Origin of the sequence: Pseudoalteromonas sp. SG45-1, assembly GCF_014164135.1 — a bacterium.
Lineage (GTDB): Bacteria > Pseudomonadota > Gammaproteobacteria > Enterobacterales > Alteromonadaceae > Pseudoalteromonas > Pseudoalteromonas distincta.
In genome coordinates, this window is sequence record NZ_JACJEP010000006.1 from 91,204 (window position 1) to 111,466 (window position 20,263).

Annotated in this window: 19 protein-coding genes and 1 tRNA gene; 16 read left to right on the plus strand and 4 right to left on the minus strand. The window is 37.6% G+C overall.

Features of this window, described 5'->3' with window-relative positions; genetic code table 11:
* Positions 1-927, plus strand: a complete 927-nt coding sequence (locus H5117_RS07620) for a hydrogen peroxide-inducible genes activator (RefSeq protein WP_002957836.1) — start codon at positions 1-3, stop codon at positions 925-927.
* A gap of 18 nt (positions 928-945) precedes the next feature.
* On the opposite strand, the gene H5117_RS07625 is transcribed toward H5117_RS07620, so the two are convergent.
* Both H5117_RS07625 and H5117_RS07630 read right to left on the minus strand, forming a co-directional pair.
* Entirely contained in the window at positions 946-1,158 is a 213-nt protein-coding gene (locus H5117_RS07625; RefSeq protein ID WP_182724372.1) for a hypothetical protein, read from the minus strand.
* Between the two features lie 191 nt (positions 1,159-1,349).
* On the minus strand, positions 1,350-3,881 hold the full coding sequence (locus tag H5117_RS07630; RefSeq protein ID WP_039489071.1) for a GGDEF domain-containing protein: 2,532 nt from the start codon (positions 3,879-3,881) through the stop codon (positions 1,350-1,352).
* Between the two features lie 186 nt (positions 3,882-4,067).
* Between H5117_RS07630 and queA the strand changes: the two genes are divergently transcribed.
* The 7 genes from queA to H5117_RS07665 all read left to right on the plus strand — a co-directional run bounded on the left by queA (position 4,068) and on the right by H5117_RS07665 (position 12,353).
* Entirely contained in the window at positions 4,068-5,099 is a 1,032-nt protein-coding gene (gene queA / locus H5117_RS07635; protein WP_024605593.1) for a tRNA preQ1(34) S-adenosylmethionine ribosyltransferase-isomerase QueA, read from the plus strand.
* Positions 5,100-5,282: 183 nt separating this feature from the next.
* Positions 5,283-6,410 carry a tRNA guanosine(34) transglycosylase Tgt gene (gene tgt / locus H5117_RS07640; protein ID WP_182736951.1) on the plus strand — a complete coding sequence of 376 codons (1,128 nt, stop codon included), beginning with the start codon at positions 5,283-5,285 and terminating at the stop codon, positions 6,408-6,410.
* 25 nt (positions 6,411-6,435) lie between these two features.
* Positions 6,436-6,771: a preprotein translocase subunit YajC gene (yajC, locus tag H5117_RS07645; protein WP_002957830.1), complete on the plus strand. Its 336-nt coding sequence runs from the start codon at positions 6,436-6,438 to the stop codon at positions 6,769-6,771.
* Positions 6,772-6,790: 19 nt separating this feature from the next.
* The gene (gene secD / locus H5117_RS07650; RefSeq protein ID WP_007586473.1) at positions 6,791-8,650 is read left to right on the plus strand and encodes a protein translocase subunit SecD; all 1,860 of its coding nucleotides are present in this window, start codon (positions 6,791-6,793) and stop codon (positions 8,648-8,650) included.
* A 9-nt stretch (positions 8,651-8,659) separates the two neighbouring features.
* On the plus strand, positions 8,660-9,607 hold the full coding sequence (gene secF, locus H5117_RS07655; protein WP_182682574.1) for a protein translocase subunit SecF: 948 nt from the start codon (positions 8,660-8,662) through the stop codon (positions 9,605-9,607).
* A gap of 129 nt (positions 9,608-9,736) precedes the next feature.
* Complete coding sequence (locus tag H5117_RS07660) at positions 9,737-11,524, plus strand: bifunctional diguanylate cyclase/phosphodiesterase (RefSeq protein WP_182736960.1); 1,788 nt, start codon at positions 9,737-9,739, stop codon at positions 11,522-11,524.
* 19 nt (positions 11,525-11,543) lie between these two features.
* Positions 11,544-12,353 (plus strand): ABC transporter substrate-binding protein, encoded by an 810-nt coding sequence (locus H5117_RS07665; protein ID WP_182695500.1) that lies wholly within the window; start codon positions 11,544-11,546, stop codon positions 12,351-12,353.
* 53 nt (positions 12,354-12,406) lie between these two features.
* Here H5117_RS07665 and suhB read toward each other — a convergent pair whose 3' ends face one another.
* Positions 12,407-13,210, minus strand: a complete 804-nt coding sequence (suhB, locus tag H5117_RS07670) for an inositol-1-monophosphatase (RefSeq protein WP_002957826.1) — start codon at positions 13,208-13,210, stop codon at positions 12,407-12,409.
* A gap of 243 nt (positions 13,211-13,453) precedes the next feature.
* Between suhB and H5117_RS07675 the strand changes: the two genes are divergently transcribed.
* A complete protein-coding gene (locus tag H5117_RS07675) occupies positions 13,454-13,870 on the plus strand; it encodes a VOC family protein (protein WP_182736962.1) in 417 nt (138 codons plus the stop codon).
* A 38-nt stretch (positions 13,871-13,908) separates the two neighbouring features.
* Here the strand turns inward: H5117_RS07675 and H5117_RS07680 are convergent, their stop codons facing one another.
* Positions 13,909-14,577, minus strand: coding sequence for a LiaF domain-containing protein (locus H5117_RS07680; RefSeq protein ID WP_024597540.1), 669 nt, complete (start codon positions 14,575-14,577; stop codon positions 13,909-13,911).
* 328 nt (positions 14,578-14,905) lie between these two features.
* Between H5117_RS07680 and H5117_RS07685 the strand changes: the two genes are divergently transcribed.
* The 7 genes from H5117_RS07685 (at position 14,906) to H5117_RS07715 (ending at position 20,255) form a co-directional block, all read left to right on the plus strand.
* Entirely contained in the window at positions 14,906-15,472 is a 567-nt protein-coding gene (locus tag H5117_RS07685; protein ID WP_182693927.1) for a BON domain-containing protein, read from the plus strand.
* A gap of 72 nt (positions 15,473-15,544) precedes the next feature.
* Positions 15,545-15,703, plus strand: a complete 159-nt coding sequence (locus H5117_RS07690) for a YqaE/Pmp3 family membrane protein (RefSeq protein WP_002957822.1) — start codon at positions 15,545-15,547, stop codon at positions 15,701-15,703.
* A 369-nt stretch (positions 15,704-16,072) separates the two neighbouring features.
* The gene (locus H5117_RS07695) at positions 16,073-16,570 is read left to right on the plus strand and encodes a hypothetical protein (protein ID WP_259404279.1); all 498 of its coding nucleotides are present in this window, start codon (positions 16,073-16,075) and stop codon (positions 16,568-16,570) included.
* A gap of 253 nt (positions 16,571-16,823) precedes the next feature.
* A tRNA-Ile gene (locus H5117_RS07700) sits at positions 16,824-16,900 on the plus strand.
* Positions 16,901-17,034: 134 nt separating this feature from the next.
* Positions 17,035-17,739, plus strand: coding sequence for a hypothetical protein (locus H5117_RS07705; protein WP_024600179.1), 705 nt, complete (start codon positions 17,035-17,037; stop codon positions 17,737-17,739).
* Positions 17,740-17,773: 34 nt separating this feature from the next.
* On the plus strand, positions 17,774-18,685 hold the full coding sequence (locus tag H5117_RS07710; RefSeq protein ID WP_241763451.1) for a hypothetical protein: 912 nt from the start codon (positions 17,774-17,776) through the stop codon (positions 18,683-18,685).
* Entirely contained in the window at positions 18,678-20,255 is a 1,578-nt protein-coding gene (locus tag H5117_RS07715; RefSeq protein WP_024600177.1) for a non-canonical purine NTP pyrophosphatase, read from the plus strand. The genes H5117_RS07710 and H5117_RS07715 overlap by 8 nt, the downstream gene beginning before the upstream one ends.
* Positions 20,256-20,263 lie beyond the last annotated feature (8 nt).

The following is a 20,263-nucleotide window of genomic DNA, read 5'->3' on the forward strand; positions in this document are numbered from 1 at the left end:
ATGACTAACCTTCCAAGTATTAAACAACTACAGTATTTATTAGCTGTTCATCAACATCAGCACTTTGGCAGAGCCGCTAGTGCCTGCTTTATAGGACAATCTACTTTAAGTAGCGCTATTCAAAATCTTGAAGAAACACTAGGCTGTCAGCTAATTGAGCGTGAAAATCGCAGCCTGATGTTTACCAGTATTGGTGAAGAAGTTGTTGAGCGTTCTCGTAAAATAATTAACGATACAATTAGTTTAAAAGAGCTTACAAAAAGCTTTTTAACACCACTAAGTGGTAAGCTGACTGTGGGTGTTATACCTACAATTGCAAGCTTTATAGCGGCTCCACTTTATCATTTTTGTAAAGAAACCTTTTGTGATTTAGAGCTGGTATTAATTGAAGATACGAGTGACAAGCTACTGGATAAACTTGAACATGGGCATATTGATTTAGCGCTACTTGCGCTGCCGTACGAAACAGATAAATTTCATACACAAGTATTGGCAAAAGATCAGTTTAGTTTAGTGCACCATAAGGATTACAGCGCTGCAAAGGGCGTAGTCGACTTTAATCTATTACCAGAGGCTAGCGTATTCTTATTAGAGCGCGAGCACTGCATGACGGGCCATGCGCTTAGTGCATGTCACTTAAACCGTGCCAGTTGTATTAACCCATTTGAAGCTGCAAGCTTACATACTCTATTAAGCATGGTTGAGCATCAGCTCGGGGTGACTTTTTTACCACAGATGGCGATTAATGCGGGTATTTTAGATAATAAAAATATGGTGGCTACACCATCACAAAGTGATGCATATAGAGATATTGGTATCTTGTGGCGTAAAACTACGGGCCGAATTCGAGACTTTAGGCTATTTAGTCAACAGCTTGAGGTGTTTTTAAAGCGTCAATGTAGTTTAGATTTTTCTAAAGCAGAATAATAAGTGAACTAAAGCAGCCTACAAAGGCTGCTTTTGATTTTGAAGATGGCTTTCAAAAGGCTCAAGTTCAGGTAAAAATAATAAATAAATCCATACCACCAAGTTAAAGTAAGGCACAAAGCCTAATACAGTAAAAACCTTAACTGGGTAGCCTTTAATATTCGCGTAGCGGTAACACTGATACGCGATTGCAAAATGTATAATCAGTAATAACATAACTAGTTGTGTCATACCTTCTTCCTTAAAAGCTTAAATAGCTTTGAAACCCACTATAAATATCGGTACTACGCCGCCAAAAGGTAATGTCATGTTTTTAAAGTGAAATACATAAAAAGGAACGACATTTTTCATTTGATGCTGAAAGTATAGGCAAGAAAGGTAATATTGGTAGTAATAAAATGATTAAAATTGTTTAATTTTGTTTATTTTGGGCTAGCTTGTTGTTGGTAAAACGTTTTATTTTTAGAAATTTTTTCGAGTTCATCTTTTACTTTTTCAACAGGTATTGGGCGTGCAATAAAGTAGCCTTGCCCATAATCAACACCAATTTCTTTTAGTGCAAAAAATATCTCTTCGTTTTCAACGTACTCAGCTACAGAGCGCTTATCGAGAGACCGACTAATATCATTTATTGCTTTTACTAACGCTAAATCTATAGGGTCATTGAGCATATCACTTACAAATGAGCCGTCAATTTTCACATGCTGTGCTGGTAGCTGTTTTAAATAATTAAATGTACTAAATCCAGTTCCAAAATCATCGATAGAAAAATGACAGCCTAAGCTATTAAGCTTCTCAATCATTTTACGAGTGGCCTTTAGGTTATTAATACTCGCAGATTCAGTTATTTCAAAAATTATCCGCGAAGCAGGCACGTTATACTTTTCAAGGTTTGATTCAATTAATGGCAATAAGCGTTCATCTAAGAACGATTGTGCTGACAAATTAATAGCAACTTGGTTTAACTCTGGGTGCTTAGATACACAAGCAATAGCATTACGTATAACGCATTGATCCATCAAAAATGTGTCGTTAAGCATTTCTAAAGAGGGAATAAACTGATTTGGGTATACGAGTTCACCTTTTAGTTTTAAGCGTAAAAGCGCTTCAAAATAAGCAACTTTACACTCTTTAAAATCCCAAATAGGTTGGTAATGTAGTTCAATATTATCTTGCTGTAGTGCTTGGCGAATTTCGTGGCCCCATTCAAGCCCTGTTTGTAGTGTATTGTTTTGAGCATCTTCTTTTGAATAGCAATGTACTAAGTTACGCCCTAGGTTTTTGGCAATATACAAAGCAATATCGGCTTGTTTTAAACACTCATTAGGGTCGTTATTTTGTGTCGTGATTTGAGTTAAACCAATAGAGCAGCTAATAGTGTATATCTGATCTTCTGATTTAAAAGCATGTTTTTCTATCGCACTACACACACCTTCTGCAATAAGGTGTGCATCCAGTAAATTCATATTGGTAAGTATGACTGCAAATTCATCCCCACCAATTCTGCATACCAGGTGATCGTCGCCAATATTTGCTTTAAATAATTGCGCCACTTCTTTTAAAACTATATCGCCCTGATGATGGCCTTTACTGTCGTTTATTATTTTAAAGTGATCGAGGTCAATATAAATAACAGCATGCTCTATGCCATCATAGGTGTATTTATCTTGGCATATTTTATTAAGCTGTTGATCAAAATAATAACGATTATGTAAACCAGTTAATGGGTCATGGTGTGCTAAATGACGTAGTTGAATCTCAGCTTGCTTTCGTTCGTGTATATTGTCGATAGTTGCGGTTATAGTCGCGTTGTTACGACTATTTTTTATTAGCTGCAATCTGCATTCAACCCAAATTAAATTGCCATTTTTGTGGGTTAACTTTACTTCTATTTGTTGCTGTTGCTCGCCACCATGTAAAATATCGTTAATAGTGTAGTCAAGCCTTCCTTTATCTTCGTTATTACAATAAGCGCTTAATGGGTTTTGTAGTGATGATTTAACACCAAAACCGCTTAATGTTTCCCATGCGGGGTTAATAAAACGAATATTACCTTGCTGATCGAGCTCTAAAACAACTGTATTTAAGTGCAATAAAATACGCTGATGAGCTGAAAATAACTCTTTGTAACGCACTTCGCTCACGCTTAATTGTTCTACTTTGTAAGCAAATTCAGCATAACTCACCATAAAATCTTCACGTCGTGCGGCGTGGTCACACACTTTGTTTAAAAATGAAGGATCGTAAGGGGCTCTAATAAAGTCGGTAACACCCGAAAGCAAAAGCTGCTCAGCGTAATCGGCATCGTCACTTTCTATAATTGTAACAATAGCTTGTTTAGAATTGTGCTGGAGGATTTCTTCAACGAGTACACTCGAGCTCTCTGCACTTGATGTAGTGGCATCGAGTAGCACAATTGAAAACTGCTGTTGGTTATAAGCGTTAAGTGCCGCTTTAGCTGAAGTTACGTGAGTGATAGCAAAGTTTAACTTTAACTGTTCACTTATTTTGTCTGCCGTATTTTGAAGTGGCTCTAATAATAATAAGTTTAGCCGGCTACTTTTTTCTAAGTGAGTAGATAAAACATTCGCAAGTACTTGAGGGAGCATATCTTTGTGCTCAAACGGTAGTACAGCATCTATCCCATAGCTTCGGGCTGTTGTTTCGGCAATCCGCTCACAGTAAATTGGCGGAATAAGTAAGATTGGTGTGTTTTTTGGTGTTTTTAATAATCCTGAGCGGATCATCCTAGAAAAGCGCCAGCCATCAATTTTACCAACATTAATGCCCGTTATTATAATATCAACAGGGTGTTGTTTTAAAAGCTTTAAAGCTTGTTGGCTGTCTTGGGCATCAATAAAGGTAAATACATTTAAGCTCTCTAAAGTGCCCTTAATCGCGCGACGTTCAGCACTACTTGCGTTTAATATTAGCAATTTAAGCTGGTTTGGCACGAGTTGAACACCCCTAATATAACTTATAATAATTTAGCCGAATAAGAATAGTGACATTTAACCATAAGAACAAGAGAATTTAGTGGCAAACACGCAAACAGACATTATAAGTTTGGCTGATTTCTTGAGCTTAATATCCGATACATATACACTTGGCGCGATTTTAAATGATGTGGATTACTAATTATGCGCGTGGCTGACTTTAGCTTTGACTTACCTGATGAATTAATAGCTCGTTTTCCTAAAGCGGACAGAACCAGCAGCCGTCTACTCACTTTAGATGGCCCAAGCGGAACTTTAGAACATAAAGTGTTTAGCGATATACTTGATTTAGTAAACGAAGGCGATTTATTGGTCTTTAACAATACACGCGTTATTCCAGCACGTATGTTTGGTCAAAAAGCTTCAGGCGGAAAAGTTGAAGTACTTGTAGAGCGGGTATTAGATGAGCATCGCGTACTTGCGCATGTACGGGCAAGTAAGTCGCTTAAGGTCGGTAACGAAGTTATTTTAGAAGGCAAAGCCAAGGCAATAATGGTTGCACGCCACGATACTTTATTTGAGCTTGAGTTCGATCATAGCCAAAACGTGTTAGATATACTTAATGATATTGGCCATATGCCACTGCCTCCTTATATTGACCGACCTGATACCGATGCTGACCGTGAGCGTTATCAAACTGTTTATGGTGAAAAACCAGGTGCAGTTGCAGCACCAACTGCAGGTCTACATTTTGACGATAAGTTAATGACAGCACTCAAAGATAAAGGCGTAAATATGGCTTTTGTTACGCTACACGTTGGTGCTGGTACTTTTCAGCCGGTACGAGTTGATAGTGTTGATGAGCATGTAATGCACTCAGAATACATAGAAGTACCTGATGACGTAGTTGCAGCTGTTGCGCAAACTAAAGCAAATGGTGGGCGTGTAATTGCGATAGGCACAACTTCAGTTCGCTCATTAGAGTCGGCTGCTAAAGTTCACGGCGGCAAGTTAGATACGTATTTTGGTGATACCGATATATTTATTTTTCCGGGTTATCAATTTAATGTTGTTGATGCCATGGTCACAAATTTTCACTTACCAGAATCAACGCTTATAATGTTAGTCAGCGCATTTAGCGGCCAAGACAATATTATGGGCGCTTACAATACTGCAATAGAGCAGCAGTACCGCTTTTTTAGTTATGGCGACGCGATGTTTTTAACACGTAAGTAACAAAATATTGTTTAATACTCAGTAGAATATATTAAAACCCCCAGCTTAGTTGCTGGGGTTTTTGTTTGCGGCAATTGGCAAAACTGAATTTATCGCAGCTAATAGTATTAGTGAGGCAAAAAGGGTAGAATCAGGCGGTTAAATTATAGCTTGTTGGACTGTTTTTCCGACATTGAGGATGATATGAAATTTGAATTAGATTGTACTGACGGAAAAGCGCGCCGCGGCCGCTTGATTTTTGACCGTGGTGTAATAGAAACACCTGCTTTTATGCCTGTTGGTACTTACGGTACTGTAAAAGGTATGACGCCAGATGAAGTTAAAGCCACTGGTGCGCAAATATGTTTAGGTAATACCTTTCATTTAATGCTTCGCCCAGGTACTGAGATCATTAAACAACATGGTGATTTACACGACTTTATGAATTGGGACTTCCCAATTTTAACTGACTCAGGCGGTTTTCAAGTATTTAGCTTAGGCGCAATGCGCAAAATCACTGAAGAAGGCGTTTTATTTCAATCTCCAGTAAATGGTGACGAAATTATGATGTCGCCTGAAAAGTCGATGGAAGTACAGCGCGACTTAGGCTCAGACATCGTTATGATTTTTGACGAGTGTACGCCATACCCAGCGACTGAAAAAGAAGCTAAAGATTCTATGGAGTTATCTCTTCGTTGGGCTAAGCGCTCAAAAGAAGGGCATGGCGATAATCCATCTGCTTTATTTGGTATTATCCAAGGTGGTATGTACCCAGAATTACGTGCACAATCACAAGCTGGCCTTGAAAAAATTGGTTTTGACGGTTATGCATTAGGTGGCCTATCAGTAGGTGAGCCTAAAAACGAAATGATGAATATCCTTGATCATTGTGCGTTTAAAATGCCAGAAGACAAGCCTCGTTACCTTATGGGTGTAGGCAAGCCAGAAGACTTAGTTGAGTCGGTTCGCCGTGGTATTGATATGTTTGACTGTGTTATGCCAACACGTAATGCGCGTAACGGCCATTTATTTATTACCACGGGTGTAGTAAAAATACGTAACGCAGTGCATAAAACAGATACAGGGCCACTTGACCCTGAGTGTGATTGCCATACGTGTAAAAACTATTCACGAGCTTATTTGCATCACCTTGATAAATGTAACGAAATTTTAGGTGCGCGACTAAACACAATTCATAACTTACGTTACTATCAACGTGTTATGGAAGGTTTACGTAATGCAATTAGCGAAGGTAAATTAGAAGAATTTGTACAAGATTTTTATGCTCGCCGAGGCCAAGATGTGCCAGAGTTAGCAGATATAAAAAATTAAACTTTAAAATTAAAGAGGAAGTATCATGAGTTTATTTATTTCAAATGCACACGCAGCAGCTGGTCAACCTGCGGCAGGCGGTGGTTGGGAAATGCTAATAATGTTAGCTATTTTCGGTTTGGTTTTTTACTTTTTAATCTACCGCCCACAAGCTAAGCGCGTTAAAGAGCACAAAAGCTTAATGAGTATGATGGCTAAAGGTGATGAAGTACTTACCCAAGGCGGTTTAGTGGGTAAAATTGTGAAAATTTCTGAAGAGAAAGATTTCATCGTTATCTCTTTAAACGAGCAAGCAGAAGTTACAGTACAAAAATCTGCAGTATCTGCAGTATTGCCAAAAGGCACAATGAAGTCGCTATAAAAATAATAAGGACGACCCCGTGTTAAACAAGTTTCCAGTTTGGAAGTATTTACTTGTTTTAGCTGTGGTAGCCATTGGCCTTTTATATGCCTCTCCAAACTTGTATGGTCGTGATCCGGCCATACAAGTTTCAGGTGCTAAAGGCGCTGATGTCGATCTCAGTGTTGTAGACAAAGTAAACGCAATCCTTGAAAAAAATAATGTAACCGCTAAATCGACAATACTTGAAGATGGGCAAATTTTAGTTCGTTTAAAAAATGTTGAAGAACAGCTTAAAGCGCATGATTTACTGCGTGATTCGCTGAGCGACGATTACATTTCTGCTATTAATATGGCACCTGCTCAACCAGCTTGGTTAAAAGCGGTTGGTGGTAACCCTATGAAGCTAGGTCTTGATTTAAGTGGTGGCGTACATTTCACCATGGAAATCGACATGGCAACAGCGGTTGATAACCAGCTTGAGCAAATGGAACAAGATTTTCGCAGTGACCTGCGCGAAGAAAAACTACGTTATCGTAGTGTTCGCCGCGTAGCAGGCTCCGATCGTATGCGTGTAGAAATGCGTACTGAAGAAGACAAAAATGCAGCAGAGAGCTTCTTAGAAACTCGCTACCCGCTGAATGTCTACATTGATGACAGCAGTAACGATAAAGCATTTTTTGCGACAATGAGTGAGCAAAAACTCAAAGAAATTCGTGACTACGCTATCAAGCAAAATGAAACGATTATTCGTAACCGTATCAACCAAATTGGTGTTGCAGAACCTAACGTACAACGCCAAGGTGCTGAGCGTATTATTGTTCAACTACCTGGTATTCAAGACACAGCACGCGCTAAAGAAATTTTAGGCGCAACAGCAACACTTGAATTTCGTGAAGTAGACGAAAACGCTGATATTAGCGCTGCTGCTCAAGGTCGTATCCCTGCGGGTACTGAAATGATCATGAGCCGCGACGGTTACCCTGTTGTACTTAAAAAGCGTATTATTCTAGAAGGCAGTCATATAACTGGCGCGCAATCTGGCGCTGATGAATACCAACGCCCGCAAGTGAGTATTACGCTAGATAGCAAAGGTGGGGCAAAAATGAATGCCTTTACCAAACGTGCTATTGGTAAGCGTATGGCAACGGTATTTATTGAGTACAAGCCATCAGGTAAAAAAGATGCAGATGGTAAAGCGCTTCCGCCTATTAAGGTTGAAGAAGTTATTAACGTAGCAACAATTCAAGCACGTCTTGATCGCTCGTTCCGTATTACAGGTATCGATAACCCAGCTGAAGCACATAACTTAAGCTTACTACTTCGTGCTGGTGCACTTGTAGCGCCAATTCAAATTGTTGAAGAGCGCACAGTAGGTCCAAGCTTAGGACAAGAAAATATTGAAGCGGGTATGACTGCGGTTGCACTTGGCTTTGCGTTTGTACTTGTGTTTATGCTTGTGTACTACAAAGGTTTTGGTATGGTTGCAAACCTTGCGCTTGCGGCTAACTTAGTACTAATTGTAGGTGTTATGTCTTTAATTCCGGGCGCTACACTTACGCTACCAGGTATTGCCGGTATTGTATTAACGGTAGGTATGGCGGTTGATGCTAACGTACTTATTTTTGAACGTATTCGTGAAGAGCTGGCCGATGGCCGTAGCCCTCAACAAGCGATTCATTTTGGTTACGATAGTGCATTTAGCACTATATTTGATGCCAACATCACGACACTAATTGCTGCCATTATACTGTTTGCAGTGGGCACTGGTCCGATTGCGGGCTTTGCAGTGACACTTGCGATTGGTATTTTAACTTCAATGTTTACAGCCATCGTTGGTACCCGTGCGGTAATCAACTTATTTGTTGGTGGTAAACGCATTGATAAACTTTCGATTTAAGGAGCAGACATGCAAATTTTAAGTTTGGGTAGTAGAACCCTTCGTTTCATGTCTCTTCGAAAAGTGGCTATGGGTTTCTCGACGCTACTAATTTTAGCGTCGTTTGCATCAATTTTTATCAAAGGCCTAAACTTTGGTTTAGATTTTACCGGCGGTACTGCGGTAGAAGTGGGTTTTTCACAACCGGCTGACCTTAAAAAAGTACGTGATGCACTAGCTGATAATGGTTTTGCTGATGCATCAGTGCAGCTATTTGGTTCAAGCCAAGAAATTTTAGTTCGCTTAGCACCACGCGGTAGCGATGTAAAAGCTGAAGTAATTGGTAACCAAGTAATCGATGCACTTAAAAAAGCAGACGACAGCGTAGTAATGCGCCGTATTGAATTTGTAGGCCCAAGTGTAGGTGAAGACTTAAAAGAGCAGGGTGGCCTTGCCATGTTAACTGCGCTTATTTGTATCTTAATCTACGTTGCGTTTCGTTTTGAATGGCGCTTTGCAGTAGGTGCGGTAGGTGCACTACTACACGATGTTATCATTACTGTGGGTTTATTTTCGGTATTAGGTTTAGAGTTTGATTTAACTATATTAGCGGCAATTCTTGCGGTAATTGGTTATTCACTCAATGATACGATTGTTGTATCAGACCGTATACGTGAAAACTTCCGTAAGGTACGCATTGACGATACGATAGAAATTATTGATATTTCACTTACGCAAACACTTAACCGTACACTTGTAACATCAATCACGACTATTTTAGTATTGATTGCCTTGTTTACATGGGGCGGACAAACCATTCATGGTTTTGCAACTGCATTACTGTTTGGTGTGTTTATTGGTACTTATTCTTCGATTTATGTTGCAAGCTCTGTTGCTATAGCAATGGGCGTAAGCAAAGAAGATTTAATACCAGAAGTAATAGAAAAAGAAGGCGCAGACCAAGACGCTATGCCGTAACTAGGTTTGTACTTAATAAAAACCGCTCTTATGAGCGGTTTTTTTATGAGCGCATTTTTTTGCGCAATAAAAATGTCATACACACTTGGTACTTTATTGCTCCAATCAAAATAGTTGTAAGGCAAATACGTGACGATTCAGCGCAAAGTATTAGAGTACATTTTAAAAAGCGGTGAAATAACAACGCTGTTTCAGCCTATTTTTGATATTAGTAATCAAGTTATTTTAGGTTACGAAGCACTTAGTCGAGGACCTAAAAATAGCCCGTTAGAAATGCCTAATACGTTATTTAAAGTTGCCCATGAGGAATGTTTAATTTCGGAGCTTGAATTACTATGTCGCTCTAAAGCGATTGAAAACTTTGTAAGGCTTAACCTACAAGGTAAATTATTTTTAAATGTAAGCCCTAAAACACTACTAGACCCTTGCCACCCTAAAGGGGAAACATTGCACCTAATAGAGCAATTTGGCTTAGCTGCTAACCGTGTAGTTATAGAGGTTACTGAGCAAGAAAAAGTAGATGATGGCTTCTTGTTATTAAAAACGATAGCCCATTATCGAGAGCTCGGTTTTACTATAGCAATAGATGATTTAGGCGCTGGGTATTCAGGGTTAAAGCAATGGTCTGAACTATGCCCTGATTTTGTAAAAATTGACCGCTATTTTATTGATCATTGTGATGAAAGCGAAGTTAAAAAAGAGTTTTTGAAATCTATTACTATTTTGGCCAGAGCTACTAATACTCAGGTTATTGCCGAAGGCATCGAACGTCCAGAAGAGCTTACATTTTTAGAAAACTTAGGTATTAGTAATGTACAAGGGTTTTTACTCGAAAAGCCAAGCATAAAGCCAAGTGAGGACTTCAGCTCAGAACAGCTGCAGGCACTTTCATTTGTGCAAACAAACGCATTATTAGATCAATCAATGGCCATAGGTCGCCTATCGATTACGCAACCTGCAATAAATAGTGATACTCGTTGTAAAGATGCACATAAGCTCTTTGAGCAAGATAAATTACTTATAAGTATTGCAGTGTTAAGTACTGAAAACCAGCCAATAGGGCTACTTCACAGAGATCAATTAACAGAAGTTTTTGCAGCGCCCTATGGACATGCCCTTTACGATAAACGCCCAGTTACTGCACTTATGGATAAGCAGCCCTTAGTCGTTGATGAAAACCAATTACTCGATACCGTAAGTAAGCAAATAACTGAGCAAGACTTTGATATACGCCGCCATATAGTGATAACTAGAGAAAAAGCTTATTTAGGATTAGCGCCGCTTCGCGATATTTTAAAACACATAACCGAAGAAAAAATACGTCATGCACAACATGCTAATCCGCTTACTATGCTCCCTGGTAATGTAGCAATTAATGAGGCTATAGAGCAGCGATTAAGAGGTAGTAATTCGTTTTCACTCGCGTATATAGACCTTAATCATTTTAAGCAATTTAATGACTTATATGGCTACGCTAGCGGCGACAGTGTAATTAAACTATTAGCTGATGTAACAGTGCAAGCGTGTAAAAATAGTGCTAACTTTGTAGGGCATATAGGTGGCGATGACTTTATGGTGGTGTTTGATCAGCACGACGCTGTTGATATATGTAATACCATTATTGAGCAATTTGAACACCAGTCTCGTATATTTTTTACACCTGAGCACATAAAGAGCGAAGGGTATTGGGCCACAAATCGTGAAGGAGAAAAGCAATTTGTGCCGCTACTAACGTTATCGATTGGCTTAGTTGAGCCTGATTTACAACAATGTAAAAACAGTCACCAAGTTGCAGCACTCGCAACTGATGCTAAAAAAGAAGCCAAACGTTATCGCCATAGTTATTTGTTTATTTGCAAACGTAAAGGGCCTGCGCCCGCAGTGGTGCGCCTAGCAAGCAATAAGCAGGTAATTTAAATAAAAATAGGTAATTATTATGTTGCCAATAAAAATCTCGACCAGTGTACTTGGTCTGCTTGCAAGTTTTGCACTTATGGCGCAAGAGCAAATAATTAATGTAGCCCAAAAGCAAGATACTCAAAACGCACGAGAAGAGTACTTAAGTGAGCTACTGGTACGTGCACTTGAGAGTGTTAACTATCCTGGGGTTATTAGGATGACTCCCATATCAGATCAGCAAAAACGTAAGCTCATAAACCTAAATGATAACGAACTAGATATGTATTGGAGTATGAGTAGTCCAGAGCGAGAGGCACTTGCTTTAGCTATTAAAATACCACTATTTAAAGGTTATATAGGAAAGCGGGCTTTACTCACTAATAAACAAAACGTAGCACGCTTTAAAGACGTAAAAACCCTAGAGCAGCTAGGAGAGTTTTCAGCAGTGCAGGGTCACAACTGGCCAGATACAAGAATAATGTCCTATAACGGCTTACGTGTAAGGCCGCTTACCAATTACCAAGCCATGTTCACTTTAACGAGCCGTGGGCGAATAGATTACTTTCCTCGCTCGTTTATTGAGGTTAATTCTGAGCTTATTGAAAACAAACAAAGTAACTTAGTCGTTGTGCCTGATTTATATATAAGCTACCCAACGGGTATTTATTATTTTGTGACTAAGAGTAAACCCGAATTGGCAAAGGCAGTAGAGGAGGGCTTAATATTAATGCAGACAAACGGCGAGTTTGATGCATTATTTAATGAATACTTCGCAAAGGATTTAAATACACTACCTTATACAAAAGGTAAAACAATAGAGATTAAGCTCGATAACCCTTATTTTTAGGCACAAAAAAAGGAGCCTAGGCTCCTTTTTAGTATGCTATTAATAGCATTTAATTAGCGAAGTAACGACTCAGTTAATACTGGACGAATTTCGCGGATAATTGCTTGAGTCAGTTTTGGTGAACCACAGATAATATTGCCGCTGTGGTTATAGTTATTACCACCGGCGAAATCTACAACCATACCGCCCGCTTCTTTAACCATTAGTTCGCCCGCAGCAGAGTTCCAAGGTTTTAAACCAATTTCAAAAAATCCATCAACACGGCCAGCTGCAACGTATGCCATATCTAAAGCAGAACAACCTGCACGGCGAATATCAGCAGTGTGTACAAACAATGCTTTAAACGCTTCAGTGTATGCATCCATGTGGTTTTTGTTTTTGAAAGGGAAACCAGTAGCAAGTACAGTGCCTGCAAGAACCGTAGTTTTGCTAACGCGTAGACGTTTACTGTTTAACTGAGTGCCTTGACCGCGAGATGCAGTGAAAAGCTCACCACGAATTGGATCATAAATAACAGCTTGGTCTAAACGACCTTTAACTTTAAGTGCGATAGAAACCGCGTAATGAGGGATACCTTTGATGAAGTTAGTTGTTCCATCGATAGGATCTACAATCCATTGGTAATCATCATCCTTGCCTTTATGCTCACCTAGTTCTTCACCAACAATTGAGTGAGTAGGGTAAGACTGTAAAATAGTGTCACGAATTACGGCTTCGGCTTCTTTATCAATGTTAGTTACTAAGTCGTTAGCGCCTTTTTGTTGCACTTCAACTTTTGATAAATCTTCACTTGCGCGAAGTAAAATTTTGCCTGCGTTGCGCGCAGCGCGAACCGCAATGTTTAACATTGGATGCATGGTATTACCTTTGGGTTGTAAAAGAACGTTTATATATTTCAGCCGGCGTATTTTAGCGACTTTTGCCATAAAGTAAACAATAAACCCCAAATACTTGTGTTTGTTTTTTATACAAGATTGAAAAGTTTATATATTTTTAAAAAATAATTATCTGCATTTAAATAAATTAAATTTAAATAACACTTTACCTAAAGTTAACTTGAGGTTTTATCGTGCTCCTAACTTAACTGATAGGATAACATTATGTATTTAGAGCACGTAAACTTAGTCGCGAGTGATATAGATAGTATGCTTACATTTTATCGCGCTGTATTTCCACATTGGTCGATTAGAAGTGAGGGCAGAGGCGATTGGCATGGAAAACCAAGACGCTGGGTACACTTTGGGGATGACACGCATTATATTGCGATAAGCAGTCATGGTGAGGGTGAAAACAGAAACTTATCGGGCCATCAAGTTGGTTTTGCACACTTTGCTTATGTAACTAATAATTTAAGCGCAGTAGTAATGCGCTTAAATAAAGTGGGTTTTACTCTAAGCAAGCAAGGTAACGAGAATCCTTTCAGAAAGAATGTCTACTTTATTGATCCTGCAGGGTTTGAAGTTGAGTTTGTAGAGTATTTAAGTGATATACCAAGCGAGCGAAATAACGATTTATAATAAAATACTAAGCAGCACGCTAAAGTGCTGCTACTCAATTATAGTGAGCGATTATTATTACCCGTGCCAAACTGGGTTTTTAGCTCATTTGCAAAGCTCATAAATTTTTCTTTAATTGTGCGCTTTATTTTTACCTCAACCGAGCCCATTACTGCCTTTCCTTCAATATGAATTGTAGGGCCTTGGCGTTTGTTAAGCGACACAGATTTATTTTCAAGGCTACTTAAAATACAAAACATTTTAGACACTACATTGACATGCTCTGGTACGTAAATTTCATCGCTACCAAAAATACAGTTAACGTGAATAGTTACATTTTGATGCGCAAAAATAGCATCGGTAAAATCAAGCACCACCGATCCCATAAAGTTACTCAAATATATATTTTTTGGCACAACCCACTGACCACTTCGCTCGTTAGATCCTAAAATACTGCGTAATGTAAAATCATCATCACTGTTTTGCTGTGCACTATAATGTGGTGTAAATTGCGATTGTTTTTCTGCTTTATATTGCTGATCGGTATTAAGTGTTAAGTCTTCTACTAAGGCTAGCAGAGCTTCGTTATTAGGTGCATCCATCGCATTATCTAAACGTCTTTCGAATGCATCAACAGAAATAACACCATGACTGTAATTATAAATTAATTGATCAATCACTTGTTCGCGTACTTGCTCTATTGGGCGGTCTTCAACTTTTACAGACATGAGTTATTCCTTCTTATATTTACTATTGATACTGCTATTGTAGTTAGATTGCAAACCGCGTACCAAATATAATTTCATTAATAATCAATTGGTTATTATTTAACGGTGTTTTTTGTTTTGTTATATTAACGATAGATTAACCAAAAGAGCAATTATCTAGCTATTTTCACTATTTGAGAAAGTTTTACCGAGTAGCCTGTAAATAGTTACACAAACATAGATAAGGTTTAATCTCTTAATTAATTCAAACCGTTGAATTTAAAGGGTAAATAAAGTTGGCCTGAAGCTCGCATTAGTTAAAGTGTCTTTAATCAAAAGGAGAAAGATTATGAAAACATTTAACAAATCTATTATCGCAGCTCTAGTTCTTGGTACTACGGCTATGGGTGCCCAAGCAAACAGCTGGGAAAACGAAAGTAAAGATGCTTGGATTGATGGTAAGGCAGAAACCGTTCTACTTATGAACACTAATCTAAACAACTTTGACATTAACACTGATGTAAAAAATGGCAAGGTAGTACTTACAGGTAAAGTTAATAGCGAACTCGATAAAGAGCTAGCAGAAGAACTTGTACTTAGCCTAGATGGTGTAACTGATGTTGATAACAGCCTTACTGTTGTTAAAAGCATGGACACCGAAGATAAAAACAACGACATGATGGACGATGATGATAACGACCTAACGGACGCTAAAATCACCACTGTAATCACAACTCGCTTCCTGTTTGACTCAGAAGTAGGTGGTACAGACATTGATGTTGATACCGACAACGGTGTGGTAACTCTGAATGGCTCTGTAGAGTCTGAAGCTGAAAAGCAACTAGCAGTTAAAATTGCTAAAAATGCTGAAGATGTTCGCGACGTAGTTGATAAACTAGCTATTGTTGCTGAATAATACAGTATAGTTAAGGCCCAGTAATACTGGGCTTTAAGTCTTTTCAATGTTTAATTTAAATGGAGTTTGATCATGGATATTATTCGTATAATACTTTCGGTTTTATTACCGCCATTAGGTGTGTTTTTGCAAGTTGGCTTAGGTATGCATTTTTGGTTAAATATTCTATTAACACTGCTAGGTTATTTCCCAGGGTTAATACATGCAATCTACATTATTGCGAAAAAATAATGACAGATTATATATTGTGTAAGCCGACTACTGAGGTTTAGCTAAATACTTTAGTACCGATCGGCTCACAATATTAGTTTTTAGAAAGTTTTTAGATTAAATCCATTTTTTAAAACTCTTCAACCCATTAATTCACTTCCTTAACTCACTCCCAATATTATTTTAAAACTATACTTATTGTTTACTAATAAGCTTTCCAGCTAACAGTCGCGCTCAGATTCTGATTTGATGCCATTTAGGAAATCTTCAACATTAGTGTGTTTATACATCCATAATATACAATCAAATACCTTATTATTTAGTGACAATATTACCTTCACTTCTAGTGTTATCATTAAACTAGGTTTTTAGGCATGTTGAGGTAGTTAATTGAATATTCGACTTATAATGTCAGGCGTTGTGTCATTCGTTTTTTATTTTAGTTGGGCCTTCTGGGCAAATAGCGCGGCAGACATTGCTAAATCGGTCACTCTTCAAGCTGCATTAGTGCAAGGTTTGTATAGTGGATTTGTAACGCTGTTTTTTACCTTTATTTTAGAAAGGGTCGTCAACAAGTATAAGTTTAGTTATGTAACGCTTGCGTTCGTAACTCCAATTATTTGTATGTTTCATTCTAAAACACCACAAAACGTAGCAATACGACAAAGTTTTAATAATGCAATTAACTCTAGTGCCTCGTATTTAAGTAATAAAAAAATAGCAGGCGTACTTTTTGCGCCTATTATTCCGATTACTGTTCAATCGAGCTTAGTGATTATGGTAAATGTAGTTAATCAGACACCTAATCTGGCACTGACAGTAGCCCCAAGCATATTTTTTACAGCCTTGTATGCCTACACATATATGTTAGCTTTGCTTAAAAAGTAGAGGGTTAAATATAAAAGACTATATGGGATAGGTTTTGTTTATAATTTAATGCAGTGAATAGCACGGTAAATATCTTACATTTTATGTTTATGCCCACTTAAAAGATTACTATTTAAGCAGTTAGCTTGTTGATTGTTAAAATAAAGGTTTTTGGTAGTGACAAGCACCTAAAAAGTTTTTATACTGCAACCCGCTTTAGTCGCTCTGTGACTGAACGCTTCAAAAATTAACTGCCTAGCAGTTATATAAAGTTGGCCCCTTAGCTCAGTTGGTTAGAGCACACGACTCATAATCGTTAGGTCCCCAGTTCGAGTCTGGGAGGGGCCACCACTTTTACACGCTTTCCAAGTAAACACCTACTAACAGAAATTACCCTGTGCTACCTCTGTGCTACTTTTGAATTTACCACACTGAATTAATACAGTATAGTTTTAACAAATAATCAAACACATAACGGACTATAGATGCACGGACGAAAAGTAAATATTTCTTTATCATTAATTGTTCTTATTTCTTTATTTTCAATAACTACTGTTCTACTTATCTTATATGCCATGGAGGTGTTCGATCAAAAGTGGGCACCAATTGTAGGTGGTATGGCAATATCATCTTTAGTTTCCTTAGTTCAGTTTTTGATTGGCTATAAAAATTACCGAAATAATGAAAAGCTTGAGGATTGTGGTGTTTTAGAGTTTCTTAGCACCAGAGGTGATAAGAAATACTACTCTCGATTAATAAATAAAGCCGATGCTAAATTTGACCTGATATTTCACACCTCTAAGCGTTTCTTTGAAGATTTTTGCGAAGAAGAAGCTGAAGATAATTTTCTTATAAAAAAGCTGGATGGCAATCAAAAGCTAACAGTGAGAATGCTGCTGACCCACCGGGATTTTCTAGAGCCAGAAGAGCAGCCCTCATATGACATCAGTAAACGAGCGATTAAACGCCTTACTGATAAATATAATCAACGCTTCCAGGTAAAGTTTTATGAGCATGAGCCCAATCACAATCTATTTATTACTGATAAAGACGCAGTAATAGGGCCTTACTTCAAAAATGAAAGAGGAAAATACTTACCTTCAATACATTTTCGTTCAAATGCTAGTTTTGTAGCCCCTTATAAGAAATTTTTCGATACTGAGTGGGAAAATGCAAAAAGTTTCGATTAGTGTTCCGTTAAGACTTCATTTTAACTTAATTGCAATGCACCAGTGCTCGTTTAGATGCAATGGTGGGTTTGGAATGGCTGTTGATACAGGCTTTAAATTAATAGGTAAAAAATCCAGTATTATTGAATTTAAACCTGCTTCTCAAGAGCTTAGGCCTACATTAGATAGAATAGTTATAAAACTTGAGCAAATAAGAAAAGACCTAAAGCTTCCTCATGGTTTAGAAGCATGTTTATATAATGCCCCTCTACCACATATTGGTTTAGGGAGTGGTACAGCTATAACTCTAGCTGCCATTGAAGCGCTTTTGATTATCAATAGGTATGACTATACGTCTCAATTTTTGCAAGTACTATCGGGTAGAGGTGGAACTTCTGGGGTGGGTCTTCATTCATATTTTACTGGGGGATTCGTATTTGATACAGGAATACAATCTGAAAATAAACCGCATTTACCTTCGGCCTTGGTTGAACCCAACAAAATTCCAACTTTACTTTTTCAAAAAAGCTATCCTTTTGGCGATATAGTATTTCTTTATCCAAAAGGTATGTTTAATAACTTCGGGCAGCAAGAGGCTGATTTTTTTAATGCCATTACTCCTATCGCTAAAATAGACTCTTTTGAAGCATGCTATAACGCAATATTTATGGTTTCAGCATCATTAGCAGACAAAAATTATGAAACATTTATTGAAGCAATCGATTTAATAAGAAACACAGCATGGAAATTGGCTGAGGTTCAATACAGTGGTTCTAATGTTAAAAATATTTTTTCTATGCTTGAAAATGAACATGTTAAGGGTATTGGAATGAGTAGTATGGGGCCAGGGGTATTCATATTTTCTCGAAAAAATAAAAAGGTTATTCGCGATGTGAAAGAAAAATATGATTTAAATGAGATATTACTAAAGCCAAATAACACTGGACGGAAGTTAGAGTATGTTTGAGCTTATCTTTTTTACTTCAAGTCGAATAAAGATGCAAAATGCTCGTCATATATGTAGAAATTATGATATCACGATAAGAAATTTCAATGAAATTACTAGCTTAGCAAACTACAAAGAACCAAGATTATACAATAGACGCAAACTCCTTGAAATGAGCTTCCAAAGTGCTTTATCTCAACTTAAAAAATCTAAGCTTGGTGCAGTTAAGCCATTTTTAATCGAAGATACCTCTGTAGATATTCATGCGCTTTCTAGAAAATACAACTATGAATACCCAGGCCTTGATGTTAAGTATTGGATGGAAAATGCAAATTTTATAGATATTGATTTAGAACTAGATTTACTAGGAAATGATCGCTCAGTTACGGTTAGATCGGATTTAGTTTTATATTTGCCAGAGGTTAGAGAAGAGCCTTTTTATTTTGTAGGTAAGACAGAAGGCAGCTTTACGATTAAAGAATACGATTTTGAATCAAATATCATATACCCGTGGCTTGATAATAAAACTTTTAACAAATGGTTTGTACCTGTTAATGTTTCAACCGTATTGAGCATGTTACCTATTGAAAAAGCAGATCTGTATGATTTTAGAAAAAAAGCATTTGAGGAAATGTTTAAAGTTTTAGATCGCTACAAATTGCTTAAAGAGAAAAGTAAAATTACAAATTCATTAAGCAAAACAGGTAGCTTAGTTGATAATATTAATTGTCACATTATCTATGGATTAAGTTGTTCAGGTAAAACCACAATTGCGACATACTTAATAAATAAGTTTGATTTCCTACACATAGAAGCTTCTGACTTTATGCATGTTATTTATTGGCAACATCATGGGTTGGGAAGTGATATTGCGATAGGGGCTTTTGCTAGAGAAATATTGAAGACTTCTCCATTTCTAGTTGCAGAGAAAGTTCTTGAATATATATCTTCTTTTGGAGATGAAAATATTGTGATTACTGGTTTCCGCTTAGTTGAAGAGGTAGAGTTTATAGAGCAAAATCTTTCTGGTAAATATAAAAGTAGAAGAGTCTTAGTGACAGCCAATAGTCAGCTTAGACTTAACCGAAAGAATCAGCGCAACAGGCCCATCGACAGTATTAATGAAGAAGGTCTCCAGGAAAGAGATGAAAGGGAATTGGAAATGGGGGTTGCGAAACTAATTCATGAAAAAGCAAAAGCGGTGGAAATATCTAATGAGAGCTCGTTGAACGATTTATATACTAACTATGAATCGAAGCTCGTTTTAGCAGGACAGGGCTTGCAAACAAGGCAAAAACATTCTAATTTTGAGAAGCTTTCTCTAAAAGAGTTAATTATATTAGTCTTATATGTTGCTAGAGGAGATGCTGAGAAATCTGAATTCTTTACAACCACTCAGGTCACAGAGATGATTAATAATAACGGGATTTCTAAGCCGAAGCATGTGACTAATGTTGGCAGGTTTTTTAAAATGAATAGGAGTGAGTTATTTGAAATTGCTGTTATTAATAAAATTAGAAAATATCGCTTGTCTAATACTGGAGTCGGTTTTGCGAAACTGATACTTAGAAAGTTTGAATTCCCTCATTAGCCTGAATA

What these genes read in the sequence shown, in the direction of transcription:
- H5117_RS07620 (WP_002957836.1), top strand. Translation starts at nt 1, where the DNA reads ATGACTAACCTTCCAAGTATTAAACAACTACAGTATTTATTAGCTGTT.
- H5117_RS07625 (WP_182724372.1), bottom strand. Translation starts at nt 1,158, where the DNA reads ATGACACAACTAGTTATGTTATTACTGATTATACATTTTGCAATCGCG.
- queA (WP_024605593.1), top strand. Translation starts at nt 4,068, where the DNA reads ATGCGCGTGGCTGACTTTAGCTTTGACTTACCTGATGAATTAATAGCT.
- tgt (WP_182736951.1), top strand. Translation starts at nt 5,283, where the DNA reads ATGAAATTTGAATTAGATTGTACTGACGGAAAAGCGCGCCGCGGCCGC.
- yajC (WP_002957830.1), top strand. Translation starts at nt 6,436, where the DNA reads ATGAGTTTATTTATTTCAAATGCACACGCAGCAGCTGGTCAACCTGCG.
- secF (WP_182682574.1), top strand. Translation starts at nt 8,660, where the DNA reads ATGCAAATTTTAAGTTTGGGTAGTAGAACCCTTCGTTTCATGTCTCTT.
- H5117_RS07665 (WP_182695500.1), top strand. Translation starts at nt 11,544, where the DNA reads ATGTTGCCAATAAAAATCTCGACCAGTGTACTTGGTCTGCTTGCAAGT.
- suhB (WP_002957826.1), bottom strand. Translation starts at nt 13,210, where the DNA reads ATGCATCCAATGTTAAACATTGCGGTTCGCGCTGCGCGCAACGCAGGC.
- H5117_RS07675 (WP_182736962.1), top strand. Translation starts at nt 13,454, where the DNA reads ATGTATTTAGAGCACGTAAACTTAGTCGCGAGTGATATAGATAGTATG.
- H5117_RS07680 (WP_024597540.1), bottom strand. Translation starts at nt 14,577, where the DNA reads ATGTCTGTAAAAGTTGAAGACCGCCCAATAGAGCAAGTACGCGAACAA.
- H5117_RS07685 (WP_182693927.1), top strand. Translation starts at nt 14,906, where the DNA reads ATGAAAACATTTAACAAATCTATTATCGCAGCTCTAGTTCTTGGTACT.
- H5117_RS07690 (WP_002957822.1), top strand. Translation starts at nt 15,545, where the DNA reads ATGGATATTATTCGTATAATACTTTCGGTTTTATTACCGCCATTAGGT.
- H5117_RS07705 (WP_024600179.1), top strand. Translation starts at nt 17,035, where the DNA reads ATGCACGGACGAAAAGTAAATATTTCTTTATCATTAATTGTTCTTATT.
- H5117_RS07710 (WP_241763451.1), top strand. Translation starts at nt 17,774, where the DNA reads ATGCACCAGTGCTCGTTTAGATGCAATGGTGGGTTTGGAATGGCTGTT.
- H5117_RS07715 (WP_024600177.1), top strand. Translation starts at nt 18,678, where the DNA reads ATGTTTGAGCTTATCTTTTTTACTTCAAGTCGAATAAAGATGCAAAAT.